The sequence below is a fragment of the Botryobacter ruber genome, from assembly GCF_003347595.2.
Taxonomy (GTDB): Bacteria; Bacteroidota; Bacteroidia; order Cytophagales; family Hymenobacteraceae; genus Pontibacter; species Pontibacter ruber_A.
In genome coordinates, this window is sequence record NZ_QCZK02000012.1 from 20,995 (window position 1) to 42,464 (window position 21,470).

A 21,470-nucleotide genomic window follows, 5' to 3' on the forward strand; every position below is an offset into this window, starting at 1 on the left:
TTAATAGCTGTTTGTGGCGAGCATGATCAGGGTGCAGTGATGAAGCGTTTCGATGTTCGCGGCTTCGGCCATCCGTTCGAGTTCGTAGTTTTCGGTACCCGGGTTAAAGATGATCCGCTTTGGCTTGAGCGAAATAATGTAATCGTACCACGAAGGCTGGTTCTGCGGACCAACATACAGCGTGACGGTGTCTATATTTTCGATGGGTTGCGCCTTGTCCGTAATAATCTGTTTTCCGCCAACCTCCCCTTTGCGAATGCCTACCGGCACCACCTCATGCCCGTGTTGCTGCAGTTTGTGAACGGCTTTATAGGCAAAGCGGCTGGGGTTGTCGGTAGCGCCTAATACCAGTGTCTTTTTCATATCTACAATATTTTGAATCAAAACATAGTCTTAGGTATTAAACTCCGATTTATTGGATAGGTTGTAAAAATCATATCCGGGTTGTTGCAACACCAATGTCTACACCACCCGAAACACCTTTGCCGCAATCATTTCGGCGCAACGTTCGCCATCCATGGCAGCCGAAACAATCCCGCCGGCATACCCGGCACCTTCCCCGCAGGGATACAGGTTCTTTACCTGCACATGCTCCAGCGTCTCCCTGTCGCGTGGGATGCGGACAGGAGAGGAGGTCCGGCTTTCCACCCCGATGATCTGGGCGTTGTTGCTCAGGTAGCCGCGCATTTTGCTGCCAAAAGCTTTAAAGCCTTCGCGCAGGCGGTAAGCCATGTCCGGTGAAAAAAGCGTATTCATGTCCACGGGTGTCAGGCCGGGCTGGTAAGAGGTTTCTAAAAGCGTGCCGCCTGTTTTTCGGTTTACAAAATCGGCCAGCAATTGGGCCGGGGCCTTCTGCGTTCCGCCTGCCATTTCGCAGGCCTTCTGCTCCAGTGCCTGCTGCATCCGTAGCCCGGCCAGTACACCATGCGTTTCCAGGTCCATGTCTTCCAGCTCAATGGCTACTACAATGCCGGAATTGGCAAAGCGCGAATCGCGGCGACTCGGCGACATGCCGTTTACCACCACCTCGCCGGGCGCTGTAGCAGACGGCACAATAAAGCCGCCCGGACACATGCAGAACGAAAACACGCCGCGCTGCCTGTTGTTGTACACCGTCTGTTGTACCAGCGAATAAGACGAGGCCGGTAAATAGCAGCCCCGGTCTTCGCACTTGTACTGGATGCTGTCGATCAGGCGCTGCTGGTGCTCTACCCGCACGCCCATGGCAAAAGGCTTGGCCTCGATCGTGATGTCTTTCTGGTGCAGCAACTCAAAAATATCGCGGGCGCTGTGGCCAGTTGCCAGGATAACGGCTTCGCCGGTATGTTCCTGCCCGTCCTGCGTCACCACGCCCTTCATCTCGCCCTGCTCCAGGATAAAGTCCGTTACCCGCTGGTTAAAAAGTACCGCGCCACCGGCAGCATTTATAGCTTCTCGAATGTTGGCGATAATAACAGGAAGTTTGTTTGTGCCGATGTGCGGATGCGCATCAAAGAGAATGTCGGGGGTGGCGCCATGCTGCACCAGTGCCTGCAGGACGCGCTGCACATCGCCCCGTTTTTTGGATCGGGTATAGAGCTTGCCATCGGAGTAGGTACCGGCGCCGCCTTCCCCGAAACAGTAATTGGAGTCGGGGTTTACTACGTGTTCTTTGTTGATGGCAGCCAGGTCGCGGCGGCGGGTGCGGACATCCTTTCCGCGCTCCAGCACCACGGGCTTCAGGCCTAATTCAATGCAGCGCAAGGCAGCAAAAAGACCGGCAGGACCGGCGCCCACAATAACTACTTTCTTTGCACGGCTTACATCCGGGTAGGTAAATGGCGTGCCCAGTACATCGGCAGGAGGCTGTTCCAGGTAAACATCAGCGCGCACCCGTAGCTGTACCTCGCGCCCACGCGCATCGATGGAACGTTTCAGGCGGTGTATAAAAGCCACCTCTTCGGGCTTTACTTTTGCCTGCCGTATCAGCTCCCGTTCCAGCAGCTCATTGTCATACGCCACCTCCGGCGATAACACTACTTCAATTTCTTTCTTCTTCATTACTAGCAGGTAAGGTAGTTAACCTTAAACTTTAAATTAATGTACTGATGTGTTAATGTGTTAATGGGTTAATGGGTTAATTGATTAATGTGCTAATGGGGTGATGTGTTAATGTGCTAATGATTCATTAGTTTTATATGCAGCTTAGAACCAGAACACCGACAGTTCCATTAGAATTCATTTTCAAGCACCAGTAAGTTTTCCATCCACCGTCTTTCACAGCTTTTATGGACACATGAGCAAATTATACCAAATAGTAAAAAGAACCTTACATTACGAATAGGCTTTTAGCAGATGTTTCTGCAGCTCGCCCACAAGATCCCCTGCGGGGATGACAAAGGAGGAATAGTTTTATGGAACTGAGTACATACTATCTGGTATTAACACATCAGCACATTAAAAAATTAGCACAATATTAAACATCTCCATTCAGGATTTTTTCAACCCAGCCTTTGCCCCATTCTTCCAGTTCCTGTTCGCTCCAGAGCTCGGGGTAGAAAATGCGTTTCTGAAACTTTGGAGGAAGGTATTTTTGCCAGTTGGTGCCTCCTGTAGCGGCTATCACTTCGGGGTCGCGCTGCAGGTAACGCACAGCCGATTTGTAGTGCATCAGCGGCCAGTTTACGTTTACGTTGCTGTCGAGCTCGCGCATCAGGCGCAGGAGGCGCGGGTTCTGCTGGTCTTCGGGCGAAAGCTTTTGATAAACAGCCCATACATTTTTATGCTCGTAGTTCTTTGCAAACAGGATCAGCTGGTCGGTATATTTTTCCTCGAAACGGATAAGCGTCAGCGTCTTGGAACCGGACGAAACTTCGGTAGCGCCTTCTTTCCAGTAGATGCAGCCGATCAGGTCTTCGTGCGTCACGTGCTGCCCCAGCGCCAGCCGTTTTTCTTTATTGGTCAGGTTGCGCAGGTCCGTTGAGGCAATTTCGATCATGCGGTACTGCACCGACTGGAAACCGCTGGCCGGCATGAGCGCCATCCTGAACTGCAGGAACTGCTTCTGGTCCATGCCGTCCACCATCACATCAAACGAATCGATCAGGTTGTCGAAATACCGGTTAATGCGCTTCAGGCGTTTCATGAGCATCTCAACCGTAAGCGCCTTGTCGTCACCTATTTGCCGGTACTCTTCCAGGCAAAGCTTGAAGTACAGCTCCGTTATCTGGTGGTACATGATAAAAATCTTCTCGTCCGGTATGGTGGTACGCGGTACCTGCAGGCTGAGCAGCGTATCGAGATGAATGTAATCCCAGTAGTTAAGAAAATCGGTATGGTACAACCCTTCCAGGTAGGAGGCAAGGTCCTGGCCAAGTGGCACATACTTTTCCTGCAAACGCTTTAACTGCTCGAGCACTTCAGGATGATTAGCGGGCTCCATAAACTTTAATTTTTGGTAAGTAGCTGCAAAAAACAGCGCAAAGTACTTAATTCTGTTGCTTTCTGAAATACACCGACCGAATATGCTTCACCTTTTAGGGTTGTTTTTTAGTTTTTCCTGAAAAAAAAGAGCTTGTATGCCCACTTTTCAGGAGGTAGGAGCACCACAAACAAGACTTGTGAGGCTGGTTAACCTGTTAAAGCGGAACGTGAAAAGCGTTGGTCGATAGAATGATGGCGTTGGTCTAGAAAAAATGTGCTGCACCTTCTCTTACCGCAATTACTGCCGGTAATTTGTTAAATTTGATTTTTAAGATATTTTCCGGTTACTTCGGTAGCGAGGGCTGATCTGAGGGGCAGCGGGAAGAAATAAGGTAGAGCATCTGCGAAGTACAGAAACTGTTTTAGGACGGTATGTAGCCGTTTCTAAAACGAAGTACTAGCGCGTATCCCTGTAAACTATGCACATATTATCAAAAAGGCTATTGCTGGCAGCCTGTTTATCGGTGGCAGGCGCCGCCGGGGCGCTCGCACAGCAAACTGGTGCCGGAACCGACAATACCTGGTCGCTGGAGGAAGCTATCGACTATGCCATGCGCAACAACCTGCGGGTGCAGCAAAGCCAGTTAAATAAGTCTTTTGAAGCTGTAGACGTAAGACAGGCAAAGTTAAACCGCCTGCCCAGCATAAATGCAGGTGGCAATTATTCCTATAACGCAGGTTCGTTCCAGGACCCGGTAACGTTTAGCCTGGAGACACAGGATGCCCGGACCAGCAGTGTGCAGGCAGGGCTTTCGGTGCCCTTGTTTATGGGCTTTCAGCAACTAAATCAGATCAAACAGAATGAGCTGGAGCTGCAGGCAAGCGAGCAGGAGGCCCTTTCGGTGCAGAACGACATCAGCATACAGATAGTAACGGCTTACCTGAACATCCTGTTTGCAACCGAACTGATCAAAACCACCGACCTGCAGCGAACCCTCACGCAACAGCAACTCGAGCGGACCAACGTGCTGTTTAAAGCCGGGAGCGTGGCCGAAAATGCCGTGCTCGACCTGCAGTCGCAGCTGGCAACGGATGAGCTGAACTACATCAATGCGCAGAACCAACTCGATGTAGCACGCCTCTCGCTTATGCAACTGCTCAACCTGCCTTATTCCCAGGACTTCCGGATCGAGGTGCCCGAGATCCCGGAACCGGACCAGAATCCTGTGTTAGTGAACGGGAACGAGGTGTACGACATAGCGGTACAAACGCTGCCTGCTATCAAAGCAGCCGACCTGCGTGTGCTGAGTGCCGCCACAGCCATCGAAGTGGCGCAGGGCGCTTATTATCCCCGTTTAAGCCTGTCAGCGGGCATCAGCTCCAGGTACTCCAACAACAGCCGGTTCGTGTATGGCCGTGAAACCACGGTTTCCTTTTTACGGCAGGAGTTATTCCTGGATCCGGAGGGAAATCAGCCGATTGGAAACCCCTATGTAAAAGTGTATGGGGTAAGAAGCTTAAACAGGGACTATCCTTACTTCGACCAGCTAAAAGACAACATTGCCAAGAGTGTCGGCTTATCGTTGCAGATTCCCATATTTAACGGGTTCCAGGTGCGTAACAATGTGCAGCGGGCCCGGATATCGGAGCAGAATGCGAAACTGAATGCTGACATTGCCCGCAACAACCTGCGGCAAACCATAGAGCAGGCTTACGTGGACGCCGTTGCCTCGCAACGACGGTACGTTGCTGCCAAGCAACAGGTAGTGGCAGCCGAAAAAAACTACCGCAATGCGGAGCTGCGGTTAAACAGCGGCGTCATCAATACCATCGACTTCAACCTCATTGCCAGCACCTTACGTTCTGCTCAATCCAGTTTACTTCAGGCTAAGTACGAATACACTTTCAAGCTCAAAATCCTGGATTTCTACCAGGGCAAAAAACTATCTCTTTAGAAATTTATGGCTGCTAAGAAATCAAATAAATTAATTTATTTTCTGCTCGGAACACTAGTCCTGTTAACGATCGGTTTACTCGTTGCAAAGAAAAAAGGCTGGATTGGCGGACCTAAAGGAGAGGAGGTCGTGCTGGCTGAAGTAAAACGAACAACCATCGTAGAGAAAGTAAGTGCTTCCGGTAAAATTCAACCCGAAACTGAAGTAAAAATAAGTCCCGATGTGTCGGGCGAGATCATAGAACTGCATGTGCAGGAAGGCGATTCTGTAAAGAAGGGGCAGCTGTTGCTGCGCATCCGGCCCGACAACTACCAGTCGATGGTGGATGCGCAGCAGGCGGGGGTAAACCAGGCACGGGCTAATTTGGCACAGGCAAAGGCGCGGCTGGCACAGGCCAGGGCCAACAACAGGCAGATTACCGAGAACTACGAACGGAATAAAACGCTTTACCAGCAGAAAGTTATTTCCGAATCCGAATTTCAACAGATAAAGGCAAATTACGAAGTCAGCGAGCAGGAAGTGCAGTCGTTGGTGCAAAGCGTGCGTGCGGCCGAATTCAGTGTGCAGAATGCGCTGGCTTCGCTGAAAGATGCCCGTGAGAACCTGAACAAAACAACGATTTATGCCCCGGTTAGCGGCACCGTTTCCAAACTCAATGTAGAGCAGGGGGAACGGGTGGTAGGTACCTCGCAGATGGCCGGTACCGAAATCATGCGGATCGCCAACCTGAACAACATGGAGGTACGGGTAAACGTGAACGAGAACGACATTATCCGGGTAGCATTGGGCGACTCTGTAATCGTGGAAGTAGACTCCTATGCCAGCAACGACGAAAAGTTTAAAGGCGTGGTAACGGCTATTGCCAATACCGCCAAAGACGCGGCCTCGCTGGAAGCCGTAACGGAATTTGAGGTACGTATCCGGCTGCTCAACTCCTCCTATGCCCACCTGGCAGCCAAATCCAGCCGACCGTTCCGGCCCGGCATGACTGCTTCTGTCGATATCCTGACCGAACGCAAATCAAATGTTTTATCTGTACCTTTGTCGGCCGTAACGACCCGCACCGGCGTAAAGCAGCCGGAACCGGAAGCAGAAAATGCACCTGAAGCCGCACCGCAGCAGCAGCAGACCCCGGATGGCCCTGTTGCCGAAATCGTTTTTTTATACGATGCCGCCACCAACACGGTAAAAAAAGTAAACGTAGAAACAGGCATCAGCGACTTCGAAAACATCGAAATTAAAAAAGGCTTAACCGAAGGACAGAAAGTGGTTTCGGGGCCTTTCGGAGCGGTAGCCAGAACGCTTAAAGACGGTGCCAGCGTAGTCGTAAAACAGGAGAATGCAGCAGGAGGCGGCACAATAGCCGCCGGTAACTAAATTAATAGCAGCTTGAATTTGGAAAAGATAGCAGTAATTGGCGGCGGAAGCTGGGCCACAGCGCTTGTAAAAATACTTTCTGAAAATAAATCGCAAATCCACTGGTGGATGCGCAACGAGAACGATGTGCAGCACCTGGTCAACTACCGGCACAACCCGCGCTACCTGAGCGGCGTTACCATGGACCTGAACTACGTAAAACCGACAACCGACATAGCGGATGCGGTGGCCGTAGCAGACTGGGTTATTTTGGCAGTTCCGGCAGCTTTTGTGCAACAGGCCCTCGCGCCTTTGCACAAAAATGCCTTCAAGGATAAAGTCCTGATTTCGGCGATCAAAGGGATGATCCCGAACGAAAACATTTTGGTTTCCGATTACCTGGAACGCCATTACAAAGTGCCGAACAGCCACCAGCTGGTTGTCGCGGGACCTTGCCATGCCGAGGAAGTTGCCCTCGAAAAACAATCTTACCTCACCATCGGGTCTCATGATATTGCTACGGCTGAACAGTTCTGCGAACTGCTGCGCAACCGTTACGTGAAGGCCAATCCGCTCGACGACCTGGACGGAATTGAGTATTGCGCTGTCATCAAAAACATCATTGCCCTGGCCTGCGGCATTGCCCACGGCCTGAACTATGGCGACAATTTCCAGGCGGTGCTGGTATCGAATGCGATGCTGGAGATTGAACGTTTCCTGCACAGCATCCTGCCCATGCACCGCGACCTGAGCGGTTCGGCCTACCTGGGCGATTTGCTCGTGACAGCCTATTCGCAATTCAGCCGCAACCGTACCTTTGGCAGCATGATTGGCCGCGGCTACTCCGTAAAATCGGCACAGGTCGAGATGAACATGGTGGCAGAAGGATATTATGCCGTCGAAAGTATTTACGAGCTGAACAATCACCTCAAAGTAGATATGCCCATTACCACGGCCGTGTACCACATCCTGTACGAGCGCATCTCGCCGGCAGTCGAGTTTGAAATTCTGAAAGACAAATTGAGGTAGCGGCGGCGGAGTGGGAGATGGAATTTATCGTTTTCCTGCTTTGCAGGTTGCCCCAAATTCTGCAGCACCTGCCACCACAGCCACTGCACCACAGGCGCTTGCCTGCAAAAGCTGCTGCGGGTTTATTTTATGGTAAAGTCGCCCATGGCCCGGTACACCGAAATGGTGGCTGCGCCGGCCGCAAAATGAGCCGCGTAAATCATATTGAAAATTATGAATTCCGTAAGGAGCAGCTGCTGCACCTGGTACAGGTGAAACAGGAACAGCACCAGTATACCCAGGAAACACCCCATCAGGCTTACAAAAAAGGCGCGGTGCAGGCTATGCCGCGGCAACTGGTCTATCATTGTCTGGCTTTTCAGGTGCCAGTTCAGCGGCCGTATCCTGTTTGTTCTTAAGGCGGCACGTGTAGATTTAGTAGCTGCAAAACAAAAGATAAAACCACAGGCGAAGCTAAGGAACATAATGTGCGTTGCCATACTTTTTACTCCCCACAGCGGAACAACCGGTGTATCTTTCCAGAGTAGCCAGGTTACTAATCCGAAAAACGAAATATTGGCCAGGCCCATCCGGATACTGGTTTTGGCCAAAAAGTTATAGTTCCTGCTTAATAGCATAAGGTCCTGCTGTTGCATAAAAGAAAGAGAAAGCCTGACAAAAAAGTTTTTCTCAAACTACTCCAAAAATGACGGGTAAATTAAGAAGAATTTCTTTATCATTATGTAAAACAGCAAGAGCGAACGTTCATTTTCTTTTTTCATGGCCTCACCAGGAAGCGGATGTGCCGGGATGCATGTTTCCATCCTGTAAAATTAAAACAGGGCCTGGCTATCCTAAAACCATAATCGATGCCTAAAGTAAATTCATATTCTCCCGGAGCTGATGGGAAAGCGACTGCTCCTGTGGCTGGACTTCAACGTTACGGTGTTTATGCCTGATCTGCCTGTCATTAAAGTTGTTTGCGCCATTCTCGAAGCGGAGGGGCGGGTGTTGGTGACGCAGCGTAGTCCGGAAATGGCGCAGCCGCTCCTGTGGGAGTTTCCGGGAGGAAAAATAGAGGAAGGCGAAGCCGAGCAGGTGTCGCTGGTGCGGGAAATAAGGGAAAAGTTGCAGCTGGACATTGAACCGGTTTCCCGCCTGACGCCGGTCGTTTACGATTACGGCTCCTTTAAGATCGAACTGATTCCGTACACGTGCCGCTACCGGGGCGGCAACATAACGCTGGCGGAGCATCAGGCGCACGCGTGGGTGCCACTTTCCGGACTGAAAAACTTTGACTGGTGCCCGGCCGATGTGCCGGTGGTGGAGGAATACCTGCAGCTCAGGTCGGGCAGCAAGTAAAGGAGCAGTGGCTGTGGTGGCGGCTGCAGTAAAGAAATTTAGCTCCTCTTTATTATCCCGGGGCCTTTGCCTGATGCTGCTGATTTAATTTTAACTTTGCCCGTATGATCGCATTACCACTTTCCTTTGCCGAACGGATGCAGCAACTGCTGGGCTCAGAATATCACTTGTTTGAGCAGGCCTTTCAGGCGGCGCCACCGGTCAGCATCCGCTTAAACCGCACAAAGATCGGGTCTGCAGCGGCAAACCTTTCACCAGTTCCCTGGGCTGCTGCCGGCTATTACCTGCCCGAGCGCCCCCTGTTTACGCTGGACCCTCTGCTGCATGCGGGCGCCTACTATGTGCAGGAGGCAAGCTCCATGTTCCTGGAGCAGGCCATGCGCCAGGCAACCGACCTGTCGCAACGGCTGCAGGTGCTGGACCTGTGCGGGGCGCCAGGTGGCAAATCCACGCACCTGGCCAGCCTGCTTTCGCCGGACAGCCTGCTGGTCTCGAACGAGGTGATCCGCAGCCGGGCCAACATCCTGGCAGAGAATGTGGTAAAGTGGGGGAGTGGCAATGTGCTGGTTACCAACAGCGATCCGCGCGATTTCAGCAAATTACCGTCATTTTTTGATGTGTTGGTAGTAGATGCGCCCTGCAGCGGCGAAGGCATGTTCCGCAAAGACCCGCAGGCGATTCAGGAATGGTCCGAAGAGCATGTGAACCTCTGCGCACAACGGCAGCAGCGCATCCTGACCGATGTGTGGGATGCCCTGAAACCGGGCGGCATTTTAATTTACAGCACCTGCACCTGGAACGAAGCCGAAAACGAATGCAACATGGCCTGGCTCGCCGGGCAGCAGGCGGCCGAAAGCATGCCGCTGGAACTGGACCCGGCCTGGGGAGTTACACCAACCCAACTGAACGGGATTAACGGCTACCGTTTTTACCCGCACCGCCTGCAGGGCGAAGGCTTCTTTATGGCCGTTCTGCGCAAAACGTCGGGCGAAGAAAGGAGTAGCGGTAGTGGCAAAAAGAAAAAATTCAAGCTGACTACCGCCGGGAAAAAAGAGAAAGCACTGGTCGAAAACTGGCTCCTGGAGCCGGAGCAGTTCGAGTGGCTGCAATACGGGGAAAATATTTCGGCTATTCCGGCTGCGCTGTTCGAAGCTGCGGACGAGGTGTACCAGAAACTGTATGTGCTGTATGCCGGCACAGAGGTAGCAGAAGTAAAAGGCAAAAAGCTGAAGCCGCAGCATGCCCTGGCGCTGTCGCGGTACCTGAATAAACCGGAATTTGCACAGGCAGAACTGGAACTGGAACAGGCCCTGCGTTACCTGCGCAAAGAAGACATCAGCCTGGGCAGCCACGGCAACGACTGGGTGCTGTTGCAGTACCGGCAGCTGCCGCTGGGGTGGGCAAAGCAGATCGGCAACCGCATCAACAACTACTACCCGAAAGAATGGCGCATCCGGATGGAACTGCCTGCCGGCCTGGAAAATGTGTTTTCGGTGGGTAATTTCCTGCCCGACAAATAGGCTAAAAATGCTGCTGCACCTGCCACCACAGCCACTGCTGCTCCATTATTCAGGAGTATGGTGGTTGTTGTCGGCGGCCTCATCGGGGCTTACTTTTTCTTCCAGGAGCGTATGTTTCAGGTAATCCTGCAGTTCGGTGGTATTGGTTTTATGCCAGAAAGGAATCCTGTTCTGGACGGCGGTGCGCCCGATTACGTGTGCCGCTACCGGGGCCGTGATAAAGGTAAAAGAGATTATAGCAATCACTTTCAGCAGCATCGAAGGCTGGTTAAAATAGATCCCCATCCCGCACAAAATCAGTCCCACCCCCAGCGTCGCGCCTTTGGTAATAGCCGACATGCGAATGTAAAAATCAGGAAAGCGGAGCAGGCCGATCGAGGCGATCAGCATAAAGGCCACGCCTGCCAGTATAAAAACGGAACTGATAATTTCCTTCACAAGCAACATATCAATGTTTTCCAGCATATTCAACGGGATGTTTTCATGAGGTAATACGCAAAAGAGATGGAGCCCAGGAAGCCGAAAAGCGATAAAATGATGGCTACATCAATGTAATTCGCATTATCGGTGAGCTCGGCATAAATGGCAATAATGCCGATCACATTGGCTACAAACAAATCGAAAGAAGTTACCCGGTCGGGCAGCGTCGGGCCAATGGCAAAACGGATCGCTGTCATCACCAGGCAGGCACTTAAAGCCGCAATGGCTATCATTAACGTGTAATGGAACATAGTCAGGTTATTAGTTCAATAATTCTTCGTTCAAAGCCGTGCTTGATAAACTTTTTCATCTGCTCCAGTTCGTTGTTTTTTACATAGAGCGTGTGCACATACAGCACTCCTTTGTCTTCCCGTAAATCAACACTCAGCGACCCGGGTGTAAGCGAGATCATACAGGCCAGCAGCGTAATGCCCACATCATCTTTTAAGGTAAGCGGCAGCGCCAGGAAAGCAGGTCGCATGATATAATTCGGCGTGATGATATCGTACGCTATTTTCAGATTGGCCAGCAATACTTCTTTCACAAAGAAAAAAAACAGGTTGATGGCTTTGGGTAGTTTCCGGAAATAGGAGGGATGGTACAGCAGGCTGGTAGGCCACAGGAGAAAAAAAACAGTGAAAAAAACACCCGAAGCCGTGGTCGCATTGTAGGGCAGCACCTGCAGGTGCAGAAAGAACTGGTAAGCCGCTACAAAAGCGATGATGATATGGAGCAGGAAAGTTTTCATTTTACATCCTTTAATACGGCATTTATGTAAATATCGGTGTTGAGCAGCTGGTCTGCGGCTTTCAGGGTGAACTGAATAAAGGATTCCGCACCAAGCCCCAGCACCAGGATAAACAGCACCAGGAACACAACGGGCAGGTGCAGGAGCCTGTTCTCATATTTTTCTACTTTCGTTTCGATCTCATCCTCCGTCGTTTCCGGCTTTTTCTTCCAGAAAACCTCGTTCCAGATCTTGGTCATCGAGAAGATCGTGAGCAGGCTGACGCCCAGCGAGGTGGCTACAATGCCATAACTCCCGGTTTCGAAACCGGCTTTTGCCAGCATAAACTTTCCCCAGAAACCGGAGAGCGGCGGGATGCCGGCCAGCGAGAACGCCGAAATGATAAACAGCAGCGCCAGCGTGGGTTGCTTCAGGTAAATGCCGCCCAGTTTGCGAAGGGCAAAGGTGCGGTGCCGGTGTGCTACCACCCCGCTTATCAGGAACAGGTTGGTTTTTACCAGGATGTTGTGTACCACAAAATAAATGCAGCCGGCCAGGGCAAGCGGCGTGTACAGCGCCAGGCCCATGATCATGTACCCGATCTGGCTGATGATGTGGAAAGCCAGGATGCGTCGGAAATCGACCTGCGAGGCGGCCCCCAGCACCCCGATGACCATGGTGAAACCAGCCACATAGGTCAGGATAGGCAGCATCAGCTCCAGTTCCAGCACAAACACCAGCGTAAACAGCCGCACCAGGGCGTACACCCCCACCTTTGTAATAAGTCCGGCTATAAACGCGGAGATGGGAATGGGTGGGGTGTGGTAGGAGGCAGGCAGCCAGAAGAACAAGGGAAAAATGGCTGCTTTAATGCCCAGTGCCACCAGGAAAAACATGGCGGCCAATGTCACGAGGCTGGGGTGTGCCTCAGCCGACCGCACCAGCAGGGCCAGCTCTGCCAGGTTAAGCGAACCCAGCAAGCCATACACAATGCCGGTGCCGGTGAGCAGGAAACCGGAAGCCAGGAAATTAATGGTTACGTATTTAATCGCCCCCTCCAGCTGGTTCTTTTTACCGCCCAGGGCGATGAGCACAAAGCAGCAGATGAGCAGCACTTCGAACCAGACAAACAAATTGAAAATATCGCCTGTCAGGCACACGCCGCTTACGCCAAGCTGCAGGAGCAGCAGCAGCGGGTAATAGCCAAAATCCATCCGTTTAACATCGAGGCCGCGCAGCGAAAAGAGGAAAACCGAAACCCCTACCACGGCGCTTACTACCAGCATGAGGCAACTAAATAAATCGGCAACCAGCGTGATGCCAAACGGTGCCGGCCAGTTGCCGACCTGGGTCGTCACGATTCCCTGTTTGTTTACCACCTGCAGTAAAAAGATCGAGGAGGTCAGCAGGCCCAGCTGTGTCACCACCCCGATAGCCATCTGCACCTGCAGCTTCCGCCAGCAAAAGAGGCAGAGGATAGCACCGTACAGGGGCACCAGCAGCGGCAAAACGAGCAGCAGTTGGATCATGGCGGGAGCGGTTACTTGTAGTATTGGTCAATTCTGTCCGTCTTATCCAGATCGTCCAGGTCGTTGGTTCCGATGGCCTGGAACACTCTTTTAATAAGCACGATGGCAAAGGCCTGTATGGCAAAACCGATAACGATGGCTGTGAGCAGCAGCGCCTGTGGCACCGGGTCGGCAAAGGGCTCCACGGCTACCTCGTTTTCTCTTTTAATGATGGCCGTGCTGCCCCTGGACAAGTCTACAATCACAAAAATGAACATATTGGTTGCCAGACCGAACAGGATAAGACCCAGGATCAGCTTAAAAAAGTGGCGGTGCAGGATGAGGTACAGCCCTACCCCAAAAAAAGCACCTATCAGAACTGGAATTATAAGGTTCATGGGATTATTCTTCTGCCATTACAAATGTTATTTTCAGGATCACCCCCAGCACCAGCAGGTATACGCCAAAGTCAAACAGGATGGGGGTTCCGGGTTTGCCAAACACCGGCAAGTAAAAATCAGCCCAATAGGCTGTCATGTAGGGTTGCTGCAGCAGCAGCCCCGCAACGCCACTGGATGCGGCAAAAAACAAGCCGCTGGCAATAATAAACAAGGGGTCTACCTGGAGCAGCTTCAGGGTATACGTGGCATTCCCCTTCAGTTTTTTTCGGTTAACTACGTTTGCTGAAAGAAGGCGGAGCAAGTGAGAAAGTTTGTTTTGACCGGTTTGCCGGGGTTGCACATAAATGCATATACAGAAAAAAGAAGCAATTGTATGCCCGGGGCCGTGGGCCATGGTATGAAAAATAAAGCCAATGGCACAGATAAGCCCGCCGATAAAGCCCCCGCCCGGGTGATTGTGCCCCCTGAGCAGGATGTAGAGTGAAAAAAGAATGAACAGGGGGAGCAGGATGCGGATTGCAACGGCCAGGATAAGTGTTTTCATGAGTTATCTCCTTTCCCCAGTTGCAGCTTCAGAACGGCAAAAATACCAATGGCTGCTACGGCTAATACGGTAATTTCTCCCAGCGTGTCCAGTGCCCTGAAATCAACCAGGATAACGTTTACGATGTTGTGCCCTTTGCCAAGCAGGTAACCGTTTTCGCCATAGTAGCGCTTTAATTCTGACTTTATCGGGAACTGCTTTACCAGCAGCATCACATAGGTCATCATGCCGCCAAAAACGGCAGAAACAATTATGTACCGGATGCGCTGGTAACTGGTTACTAGTTTACGGAAAGCCGGCAGCTTATGGAGGATCAGGACAAACAGCACGACGGTGAGCGTTTCGATAAGTAGCTGCGTGGCAGCTACATCCGGGGCGCCAAAAAGAATGTAAAAAAGCGCTGCCGTGTATCCGATCATCCCCATGATGGCAATAGACGTTAAACGCGACCCGGTGAGCAGCAGGAAGGCCAGCGCCGGAAAAATCAGCAGCACCAGTATCAGTTCATGAATCCGGACATCGCGCAGCTGGTACATCCGGCTGCCGAATTCCAGGGCCGGTTCGCCGTTCCAGAGCGCCATGGTTACCAGTGTCATCAGGGTCAGGATGATGACCAGGATGTAGTTGCGCAGGTACCCGTTCTGGATGACCGCAGTGATGCGGGTAGCGCCGTAAAGCAGCCCTACGATGGACAGTTTGTACAGGTAATTTGGTCCGAAGCGGTGCACTTTGTCGATAAACGGCGCAAAGGAGCGGAGGCGGATGGAGTACAGGAACACCACATAGCCCGCTACCAGCGTCAGGAGGCTTAGCCCCAGCACCAGGTTAAAGCCATGCCACAGGACCAGCTTAAACGACTGCTCCTCCACCAGCACTGCCTGGGCCGCCCTTTGCAGCAGTGGGGTCGCCATGATACCGGGCAGGAGTCCGAACGCAAGGCCTGCCGTAGCCAGTACCAACGGCGGCAGATACAGGGAAGGTGGCAGGTGGTGCTGCACCGGCGTAGTATTTTCGCTTTTCTTCCAGAACAGGCCATAGCCCAGCACAAAGGCAACCGTGACAAACACCATACCCGTGATGAAAAAAACTGCCAGCAGCAGGAAACCAAACACTTCGGCCTCCAGAGCAGCCTGGTAGAGCAGTTCTTTCCCGATAAACCCAAAAAAGGGCAGCACACCCGCCATAGACAGCGCCGCCATGGTAGCCGCAGCACCTGTGCGCCACATTTTTTTTCCCAATCCCTGCAGCTGGTTCAGGTCGCGGGTGCCGGTGGCATGGTCAACGTTTCCGGCTACTAAAAACAGCGTGCCTTTGTACAGGGCGTGGGCCAGCAGGAACACCAGCATGGCCTGCAGGGCAGGGGCAGCGCCAATGCCGGTCAGGGTTACCAGCAGGCCAAGCGCGCTGATGGTGGTGTAAGCAAGCAGGGCTTTCAGGTCGGTGTGCTGCATGGCCATGAAAACACCAAACACGGCCGTAATGCCACCTGCCGCCATTAAGCTGTACTGCCAGGCCTCGGTGCCGCCCATTACCGGGCTTAAGCGTGCCAGCAGGTAAATACCGGCCTTCACCATGGTGGCCGAATGCAGAAAGGCGCTAACCGGCGTTGGGGCTTCCATGGCATTGGGCAACCAGAAATGGAAGGGGAACTGGGCAGACTTGGTAAACGCGCCTGCTAGCACAAGCACCAGCGCAGGTATGTAAAGCTCGCTGGCCCGCACCAGGTCGCCCCGGGTTAGCAGTTCTGTCAGGCTGTAGCTGCCGCCGGCGATTCCCAGCAGCAGCAAGCCCGCCATCAGGGCCAGTCCGCCGCTGCCCGTTACGAGTAAAGCTTGTAATGCAGCATCCCTAGCCTCTTTTTTTTCGTTTTTATACCCAATAAGCAGGTACGAGCTCACGCTGGTGAGTTCCCAGAAAATAAACAGGCTGAAGATGTTCGCGGAAAGCACGACGCCCAGCATCGCCACCATGAACAGCGTCAGGTAAAGGTAAAAGCGTCCCAGGAGCGGGTCACCTTTCAGGTAACCGCCGGCGTATAGCATAATCAGGACACCAAAACCGGATATGAGCAATGAAAAAAGTAAGCTTAAGCCATCAAAATAAAAATCTATGTTTATATTCAGGCTGGGAGTCCAGGTGTAGCCGTAGCTGTAGGTGTGGCCCTGCAGGATACCCGGTACATAGGTACTCAGGTAAACAAAAACAGCAGCTGCAAACAATGTAAATGGTAAATAAGTATACTTGCCCAGCCAGTGGTAGAGCTGCGGTGCCGCAAACGCCAGCAAGATACCTGCAAGTATAAGAATGACCATGAACTTTAAAAATTGAAAAAATAATTGAGGAAAATACTGAAAGAACTTACACAGTACATTACCCGCCTGCGCGCATTAAGTTTCAAATTCAGTAGCTCAGAAAGGGAAATCCGCAGGATTTTCATGAGTTTCATATAACCAGAACACGACAAAAAAATAAAACTATGTACACGTTAAAAAAACTGATGGTGGGGCTGGACCTGACAAAAATGGATGAAACCCTGATCCGTTATGCTGCCTTTCTCTGTAGCCAGTCCTCTATCCGGCAGGTGCTTTTTGTTCACATTATTCAGGAAGTTGAAATTCCTGAAGAACTGAAACAGGATTACCGGCAGCAGAATGTTCCGTTGGAGCGCTCCATCACCAGCGACCTCGAAACGAAAGTAAGCCAGTACTTTGCGCAGTTGCCACAGGTGCAGACAGAAATACAGGTAGTGGAAGGCAAGCCGCTGAAGGGTTTGCTGCGCGGTGCCAAACAGTATCACCCGGACCTGATGCTGGTAGGGCGCAAGCTGCACCTGCGCGGCAGTGGCGTGCTGCCCCAGAAACTGCTGCGGTCGGGCAAAACAAGTATCCTGTTCTTACCCGAAAATGCCGAGCCGGTACTTAAAAAAATACTTGTCAGCATCGATTTCTCCGACTGCTCCCTCATGGCCCTCGACCGGGTGCTGCACTCCGCCCTTACCCGTCCGGATGTGGAGGTGTCGTGCCTGCATGTGTACGAGGTGCCCACCGGCTACATTACGCTCGGCGAAAGCTATGCCGATTTCGAAGATCGCATGAAAGGATTTGCCACCGAAAAATTTGACCAGGTGCTGGCCAAGTTCCCCGAACTGGGCTCCCGCACCAGCCTGAAGCTGGTGAAGCGGGAAAGCGAAGACGATATTGGCGAACTGATCGTGCTGCACGCAAAACGCGACCGGGCCGACATGCTGGTAATTGGCGCCAAAGGAAAGTCGGCAGCAGCCGTGTTTATGGTAGGAAGTGTAACCGAAAAAATCCTGCGCCACGACAATGATATTCCGTTAACCGTGTTCAAAAATGAGAAGGAGGAAACCGGCCTGCTGGATGCGCTTTTAACCGAAGAGTAGAAACGACCGGAGTGAAATTGCAGGATAAGTTTTCTTGCTTCTGATTTCACCCAAAAAACAAGGAGCAGTGGCTGTGGTGGCTGGAGCAGAACAGTTTATTAACTAATAAAGGGAGATACAAGGTTTAGTTAAGCAGGCGCAGGTTGAAAATGCTTGATCAAATGTTTTGCTGCTCCAGCCACCACAGCCTCTGCTCCTTTTATAAAGCCAGTGACGAGACACAGCCTATCCTGTTGCTGGTGAAGCAGGGCAATGTTTGCTGCTATTGGTTATATTTGTGGTATCAGCTTTCAATATGGCACCTACACCTACTTCCAGATCTGCTTTCAGTTCTTTTCTACAGAAGCTCTTATCTACAGGCGAACAAGCCAAGGCCCTTCTTTTTACGCTTAAATGGTCAGTCATCGCCCTGCTGGTCGGGGTACCGGTAGGTTCTGCCTCTGCTTTTTTCCTGGTTTCGCTTGATTGGGTAACCAACTACCGCGAAGCCCATACCTGGATTATTGCCCTGCTGCCGTTGGGGGGCTTATTGGTCGGGCTGCTCTACTATTATTATGGCGAAAGTGTGGTAAAAGGAAATAACCTGCTGCTGGAAGAAATTCATGCGCCTAAAAAGATAATCCCTTTCCGGATGGCGCCGCTGGTGCTCTTTGGCACTTTGGTCACACACCTGTTTGGAGGTTCGGCAGGACGCGAAGGTACTGCCGTGCAAATGGGGGGCGCCATTGCCGATCAGTTTACCCGGCCGTTTAAACTGCGTCCGCGCGACCGGAAGATCCTCATCATCATGGGCATCAGTGCCGGTTTCTCGTCCCTTTTCGGTACACCACTAGCAGGTGCTCTGTTCGGATTGGAAGTTTTTGTGATTGGCAGGTTGCGTTACGATGCGCTGGTACCGAGTTTCCTGGCGGCTGTAGTGGCCAATTATGCCTGTAATGCATGGGGCGTGGGGCACACACACTACCATATACCGTTTGTGCCGGACATGTCGCCGGCCGGTTTTGGGTACGCCTTGCTTGCCGGAGCAGCCTTCGGACTGGCAGGAATGCTGTTTGCAAACGCAACCCACCTCTGGAGCGTGCAGTTTAAGCAGCGCATTAGCTATGCCCCGTTCCGGCCCCTGGCAGGAGGTGCTGTGATAGCAGCGGTTGTGTTTGCCATGGGCACCACCAAGTACATCGGCTTAGGAATCCCGACCATACTCGAAGCATTTGAAACACCGCTTCCGGTGTACGATTCCTTCCTGAAGATTCTGTTAACCTCTTTTACACTGGGCGCTGGATTTAAAGGAGGGGAGGTGACCCCGCTGTTTTTTACAGGAGCGACCTTAGGCAACGCACTCTCGCAGGCCATCCCCTTGCCCATGGCGCTACTGGCAGGAATGGGCTTTGTGGGCGTGTTTTCCGGTGCTTCCAACACCCCACTTTCCTGTACCGTCATGGGTATAGAACTATTCGGAGCCGAAAGCAGTGTCTTTATGGCTTTGGCCTGTGTAGCCGCTTATATCTTTTCGGGCCATTCCGGCATTTACGGCTCCCAGGTAATTGGCAGCCCGAAGCATCTGTTCTACGGGCGCGAAACAGGTAAAAACCTGTCCGCTGTTAAAGATCTTCGAAAAAAACAAGGCCTCAAGTAATAAATACTACCCCTACCTGCACTACCCGGAACTTTATAGAGCTTATCCGGGCTTTATATAATATAGGATCTCTCTTGCTGATGTTCTATTATTTACCGGCCAGGCAATAGTTACATATTTAAAAATATGTTTGGATCTTGCAATAACAGGCACCCTTATGTATACTGATACGTAAGCAGTTAAGTACCCTTTAATTTATGGATTATGGCAAAGTCAGGTAGCTTTACTTTTCTTTGCCTGTGTCTGACCATTCTGCTCTTTGTTCAGGCACAGGCACAAAAGTCCTCCGGCAGCACCGTTGAGCTTAGCGGGAGGCATAAAAAGGTAACCCTGCCTTTTAAGCTCGTACATAATCTTATCGTGATCCCGGTTCAGATAAACAATTCCCCGCCACTAAATTTTATTTTAGATTCCGGCGTAAAAAATATCCTTATCACCCGCCTTTATTACAGCGATTCACTGAATCTTCATACAGCAAATGAAATAGAGATCAAAGGACTCGGAACCGGGCATTCTATCAAAGCCCTGTATTCGAAGGGCAACAACATGAGCCTGAAAAGGATTAGTGGCCGCGACCATGATGTTTACGTGTTGATGGAAGATGTACTGGATATCTCCACACGCATGGGAATGCCCATTCACGGCCTCATCGGCTACGACTTATTAAAGAATTTTATTGTTAAAATAAATTACAGCAGCAAGCGAATCACCTTTTACAGGCCTGACACAGAAATAAAGATCAAAAAGAAAGGGGAGATTTATCCGCTGCACCTGGAAGGCGAAAGAGCCTACATATATGCCGATGTACGGCAGCATAACGGGGATATTATAAATGTGAAGCTCGTGGTAGATACCGGAGCCAGCAACACCATGTCGTTGTACCTGCCAAGCAACCAGCAATTGCTACTGCCGCCGAACTACATGGAAGCTTACCTGGGGCGCGGCCTGGGTGGTGATATCAATGGTAAAATTGGCCGCCTGCATGGCTTTGCACTTGGCAGACATGAGTTATCCAACTTACCGGCTGCTTATCCTGATGAAGACGATATCAAACTGGCATTAAACCTTTCGAACAGAAATGGCAGCCTTGGTGCTGATATTTTACGCCGCTTTACTGTCATTTTTGATTACCCGCACAACCGGATGGCTTTAATTCCCAATCATAAATTTAAAGAACCCTTTTATTTTAATGGCACAGGCCTGGAAGTAAGTACACCCCTGCCAGGAATGAATGTATATGTAATTTCCCACGTCAACAGTGGTTCTACAGCTGAAACAGCTGGTATTAAATCAGGCGATCAGCTTATTGCGATCAACAGCAGGGATTGCAAAGAGGTTGAGCTTCCGGATATTCTGGGCTACCTGGAGAAGAAACCGGGAAGTACGGTTCACATGAGGATACTCCGCGACGGTAAAAAAATAAACATTAAGCTGGTTCTGGAGAACAAGATTTAGCAGATATTTCTCTTACCTTTCTTTAAATACATCGTAATAATAATTCTGCTGACCTGCAGCCAGTTACCGAAAAGGAGTAAAAAGTTTGGCTACAGCTATTGGAAAGCGGGAAACAATTTCTACTTTTGCAACCCCAACGCAGCAGGCAGGGGAGAGGCAGCACAGGTTGCCGGAGTAGTGAAAGCAACAGCAGGAAAATAAATATCCCTTTTTGCTTGCAGCCAGAAAAAAGATACTTACCTTTGCAACCCGTTTCAGTAGGAGACGGCCAGGAAGAAGCTTCGCTAACAGCTGTAAGTAGCTAAAGCAGAAGCAGAAAGAGGTAAAAAAAAGAATTTAAATTTCTTTTGGCAGGACGGAAAAAGCTGCTTACCTTTGCCTCCGCTTCCTGAAAAAAGCACAGCAGCCGGCAGGGCAGCGAAAGAAATAAAAAAAGTTTTTCATTTTTATTGCAGGTTAAGAAATTCTGCTTACCTTTGCAACCCCAATCAGAACAGAAGGTTCTGAAACTGAAAAAAATAACACGAGCTACAGCAGTAGCACAGGAGAAGGAGGAAGTCCTTCTGTGAGTTCTTTGAGAGATTGAAAGAGACGAAATTAAAATCCGCGCGGGTAATTATTACCTGCGTCAATTCTAAGGAAAAGGAAAACGGGTCGGGACAGACAGACACATTGGCTGCTTTCGGGTAGCTTAAAGAGTATTCTTACAATGG

Annotated in this window: 19 protein-coding genes; 8 read left to right on the forward strand and 11 right to left on the reverse strand. The window is 51.1% G+C overall.

Features of this window, described 5'->3' with window-relative positions; genetic code table 11:
* The 3 genes from DCW36_RS02225 to DCW36_RS02235 form a co-directional block, all read right to left on the reverse strand.
* Window positions 1-363, reverse strand: coding sequence for a CoA-binding protein (locus tag DCW36_RS02225; RefSeq protein ID WP_114784016.1), 363 nt, complete (start codon window positions 361-363; stop codon window positions 1-3).
* 99 nt (window positions 364-462) lie between these two features.
* Window positions 463-2,040: an NAD(P)/FAD-dependent oxidoreductase gene (locus DCW36_RS02230; RefSeq protein WP_114784018.1), complete on the reverse strand. Its 1,578-nt coding sequence runs from the start codon at window positions 2,038-2,040 to the stop codon at window positions 463-465.
* A 415-nt stretch (window positions 2,041-2,455) separates the two neighbouring features.
* Complete coding sequence (locus DCW36_RS02235) at window positions 2,456-3,421, reverse strand: tryptophan 2,3-dioxygenase family protein (RefSeq protein WP_114784020.1); 966 nt, start codon at window positions 3,419-3,421, stop codon at window positions 2,456-2,458.
* 460 nt (window positions 3,422-3,881) lie between these two features.
* On the opposite strand from DCW36_RS02235, the gene DCW36_RS02240 reads away from it, so the two are divergent.
* Genes DCW36_RS02240 through DCW36_RS02250 form a run of 3 tightly spaced genes read left to right on the forward strand, consistent with a single transcriptional unit; the run spans window position 3,882 to window position 7,742 of the window.
* Window positions 3,882-5,357: a TolC family protein gene (locus DCW36_RS02240; RefSeq protein WP_114784022.1), complete on the forward strand. Its 1,476-nt coding sequence runs from the start codon at window positions 3,882-3,884 to the stop codon at window positions 5,355-5,357.
* 6 nt (window positions 5,358-5,363) lie between these two features.
* Window positions 5,364-6,734: an efflux RND transporter periplasmic adaptor subunit gene (locus tag DCW36_RS02245; RefSeq protein ID WP_114784024.1), complete on the forward strand. Its 1,371-nt coding sequence runs from the start codon at window positions 5,364-5,366 to the stop codon at window positions 6,732-6,734.
* A gap of 18 nt (window positions 6,735-6,752) precedes the next feature.
* Entirely contained in the window at window positions 6,753-7,742 is a 990-nt protein-coding gene (locus tag DCW36_RS02250; RefSeq protein WP_170312498.1) for an NAD(P)H-dependent glycerol-3-phosphate dehydrogenase, read from the forward strand.
* A 122-nt stretch (window positions 7,743-7,864) separates the two neighbouring features.
* Here the strand turns inward: DCW36_RS02250 and DCW36_RS02255 are convergent, their stop codons facing one another.
* Complete coding sequence (locus DCW36_RS02255) at window positions 7,865-8,359, reverse strand: hypothetical protein (RefSeq protein ID WP_164891006.1); 495 nt, start codon at window positions 8,357-8,359, stop codon at window positions 7,865-7,867.
* A 265-nt stretch (window positions 8,360-8,624) separates the two neighbouring features.
* Between DCW36_RS02255 and DCW36_RS02260 the strand changes: the two genes are divergently transcribed.
* Together DCW36_RS02260 and DCW36_RS02265 are read left to right on the forward strand one after the other, a co-directional pair.
* A complete protein-coding gene (locus tag DCW36_RS02260) occupies window positions 8,625-9,083 on the forward strand; it encodes a (deoxy)nucleoside triphosphate pyrophosphohydrolase (protein WP_240676018.1) in 459 nt (152 codons plus the stop codon).
* Window positions 9,084-9,187: 104 nt separating this feature from the next.
* The gene (locus DCW36_RS02265) at window positions 9,188-10,603 is read left to right on the forward strand and encodes a methyltransferase RsmF C-terminal domain-like protein (RefSeq protein WP_240676019.1); all 1,416 of its coding nucleotides are present in this window, start codon (window positions 9,188-9,190) and stop codon (window positions 10,601-10,603) included.
* A gap of 45 nt (window positions 10,604-10,648) precedes the next feature.
* On the opposite strand, the gene mnhG is transcribed toward DCW36_RS02265, so the two are convergent.
* The 7 genes from mnhG to DCW36_RS02300 are packed head-to-tail and all read right to left on the reverse strand — an operon-like array spanning window position 10,649 to window position 16,575.
* Window positions 10,649-11,068, reverse strand: a complete 420-nt coding sequence (gene mnhG / locus DCW36_RS02270) for a monovalent cation/H(+) antiporter subunit G (RefSeq protein WP_114784030.1) — start codon at window positions 11,066-11,068, stop codon at window positions 10,649-10,651.
* 2 nt (window positions 11,069-11,070) lie between these two features.
* Window positions 11,071-11,334, reverse strand: a complete 264-nt coding sequence (locus DCW36_RS02275) for a monovalent cation/H+ antiporter complex subunit F (protein WP_240676020.1) — start codon at window positions 11,332-11,334, stop codon at window positions 11,071-11,073.
* A 2-nt stretch (window positions 11,335-11,336) separates the two neighbouring features.
* Complete coding sequence (locus tag DCW36_RS02280; RefSeq protein ID WP_114784034.1) at window positions 11,337-11,831, reverse strand: Na+/H+ antiporter subunit E; 495 nt, start codon at window positions 11,829-11,831, stop codon at window positions 11,337-11,339.
* Window positions 11,828-13,339, reverse strand: coding sequence for a proton-conducting transporter transmembrane domain-containing protein (locus DCW36_RS02285; RefSeq protein WP_114784036.1), 1,512 nt, complete (start codon window positions 13,337-13,339; stop codon window positions 11,828-11,830). The genes DCW36_RS02280 and DCW36_RS02285 overlap by 4 nt, the downstream gene beginning before the upstream one ends.
* Before the next feature lie 11 nt (window positions 13,340-13,350).
* Complete coding sequence (locus DCW36_RS02290) at window positions 13,351-13,716, reverse strand: NADH-quinone oxidoreductase subunit K (RefSeq protein ID WP_114784038.1); 366 nt, start codon at window positions 13,714-13,716, stop codon at window positions 13,351-13,353.
* 4 nt (window positions 13,717-13,720) lie between these two features.
* Window positions 13,721-14,263 carry an MnhB domain-containing protein gene (locus tag DCW36_RS02295; RefSeq protein WP_114784041.1) on the reverse strand — a complete coding sequence of 181 codons (543 nt, stop codon included), beginning with the start codon at window positions 14,261-14,263 and terminating at the stop codon, window positions 13,721-13,723.
* On the reverse strand, window positions 14,260-16,575 hold the full coding sequence (locus DCW36_RS02300) for a putative monovalent cation/H+ antiporter subunit A (protein ID WP_114784043.1): 2,316 nt from the start codon (window positions 16,573-16,575) through the stop codon (window positions 14,260-14,262). Before DCW36_RS02300 ends, DCW36_RS02295 begins: the two co-directional genes overlap by 4 nt.
* 164 nt (window positions 16,576-16,739) lie before the next feature.
* On the opposite strand from DCW36_RS02300, the gene DCW36_RS02305 reads away from it, so the two are divergent.
* The 3 genes from DCW36_RS02305 (at window position 16,740) to DCW36_RS02315 (ending at window position 20,757) form a co-directional block, all read left to right on the forward strand.
* Complete coding sequence (locus DCW36_RS02305) at window positions 16,740-17,666, forward strand: universal stress protein (protein WP_114784045.1); 927 nt, start codon at window positions 16,740-16,742, stop codon at window positions 17,664-17,666.
* Window positions 17,667-17,961: 295 nt separating this feature from the next.
* Entirely contained in the window at window positions 17,962-19,302 is a 1,341-nt protein-coding gene (locus DCW36_RS02310) for a voltage-gated chloride channel family protein (protein WP_114784047.1), read from the forward strand.
* Window positions 19,303-19,506: 204 nt separating this feature from the next.
* Window positions 19,507-20,757 (forward strand): aspartyl protease family protein, encoded by a 1,251-nt coding sequence (locus tag DCW36_RS02315; RefSeq protein ID WP_114784049.1) that lies wholly within the window; start codon window positions 19,507-19,509, stop codon window positions 20,755-20,757.
* Window positions 20,758-21,470: the final 713 nt, after the last annotated feature.

Coding starts and splice junctions, on each gene's coding strand:
- DCW36_RS02300 (WP_114784043.1), bottom strand. CDS start 16,575: ATGGTCATTCTTATACTTGCAGGTATCTTGCTGGCGTTTGCGGCACCG.
- DCW36_RS02290 (WP_114784038.1), bottom strand. CDS start 13,716: ATGAACCTTATAATTCCAGTTCTGATAGGTGCTTTTTTTGGGGTAGGG.
- DCW36_RS02285 (WP_114784036.1), bottom strand. CDS start 13,339: ATGATCCAACTGCTGCTCGTTTTGCCGCTGCTGGTGCCCCTGTACGGT.
- DCW36_RS02295 (WP_114784041.1), bottom strand. CDS start 14,263: ATGAAAACACTTATCCTGGCCGTTGCAATCCGCATCCTGCTCCCCCTG.
- DCW36_RS02255 (WP_164891006.1), bottom strand. CDS start 8,359: ATGCTATTAAGCAGGAACTATAACTTTTTGGCCAAAACCAGTATCCGG.
- DCW36_RS02305 (WP_114784045.1), top strand. CDS start 16,740: ATGTACACGTTAAAAAAACTGATGGTGGGGCTGGACCTGACAAAAATG.
- DCW36_RS02240 (WP_114784022.1), top strand. CDS start 3,882: ATGCACATATTATCAAAAAGGCTATTGCTGGCAGCCTGTTTATCGGTG.
- DCW36_RS02260 (WP_240676018.1), top strand. CDS start 8,625: ATGGGAAAGCGACTGCTCCTGTGGCTGGACTTCAACGTTACGGTGTTT.
- DCW36_RS02245 (WP_114784024.1), top strand. CDS start 5,364: ATGGCTGCTAAGAAATCAAATAAATTAATTTATTTTCTGCTCGGAACA.
- DCW36_RS02315 (WP_114784049.1), top strand. CDS start 19,507: ATGGCAAAGTCAGGTAGCTTTACTTTTCTTTGCCTGTGTCTGACCATT.
- DCW36_RS02225 (WP_114784016.1), bottom strand. CDS start 363: ATGAAAAAGACACTGGTATTAGGCGCTACCGACAACCCCAGCCGCTTT.
- DCW36_RS02275 (WP_240676020.1), bottom strand. CDS start 11,334: ATGTTCCATTACACGTTAATGATAGCCATTGCGGCTTTAAGTGCCTGC.
- DCW36_RS02235 (WP_114784020.1), bottom strand. CDS start 3,421: ATGGAGCCCGCTAATCATCCTGAAGTGCTCGAGCAGTTAAAGCGTTTG.
- DCW36_RS02280 (WP_114784034.1), bottom strand. CDS start 11,831: ATGAAAACTTTCCTGCTCCATATCATCATCGCTTTTGTAGCGGCTTAC.
- DCW36_RS02265 (WP_240676019.1), top strand. CDS start 9,188: ATGATCGCATTACCACTTTCCTTTGCCGAACGGATGCAGCAACTGCTG.
- DCW36_RS02230 (WP_114784018.1), bottom strand. CDS start 2,040: ATGAAGAAGAAAGAAATTGAAGTAGTGTTATCGCCGGAGGTGGCGTAT.
- mnhG (WP_114784030.1), bottom strand. CDS start 11,068: ATGCTGGAAAACATTGATATGTTGCTTGTGAAGGAAATTATCAGTTCC.
- DCW36_RS02310 (WP_114784047.1), top strand. CDS start 17,962: ATGGCACCTACACCTACTTCCAGATCTGCTTTCAGTTCTTTTCTACAG.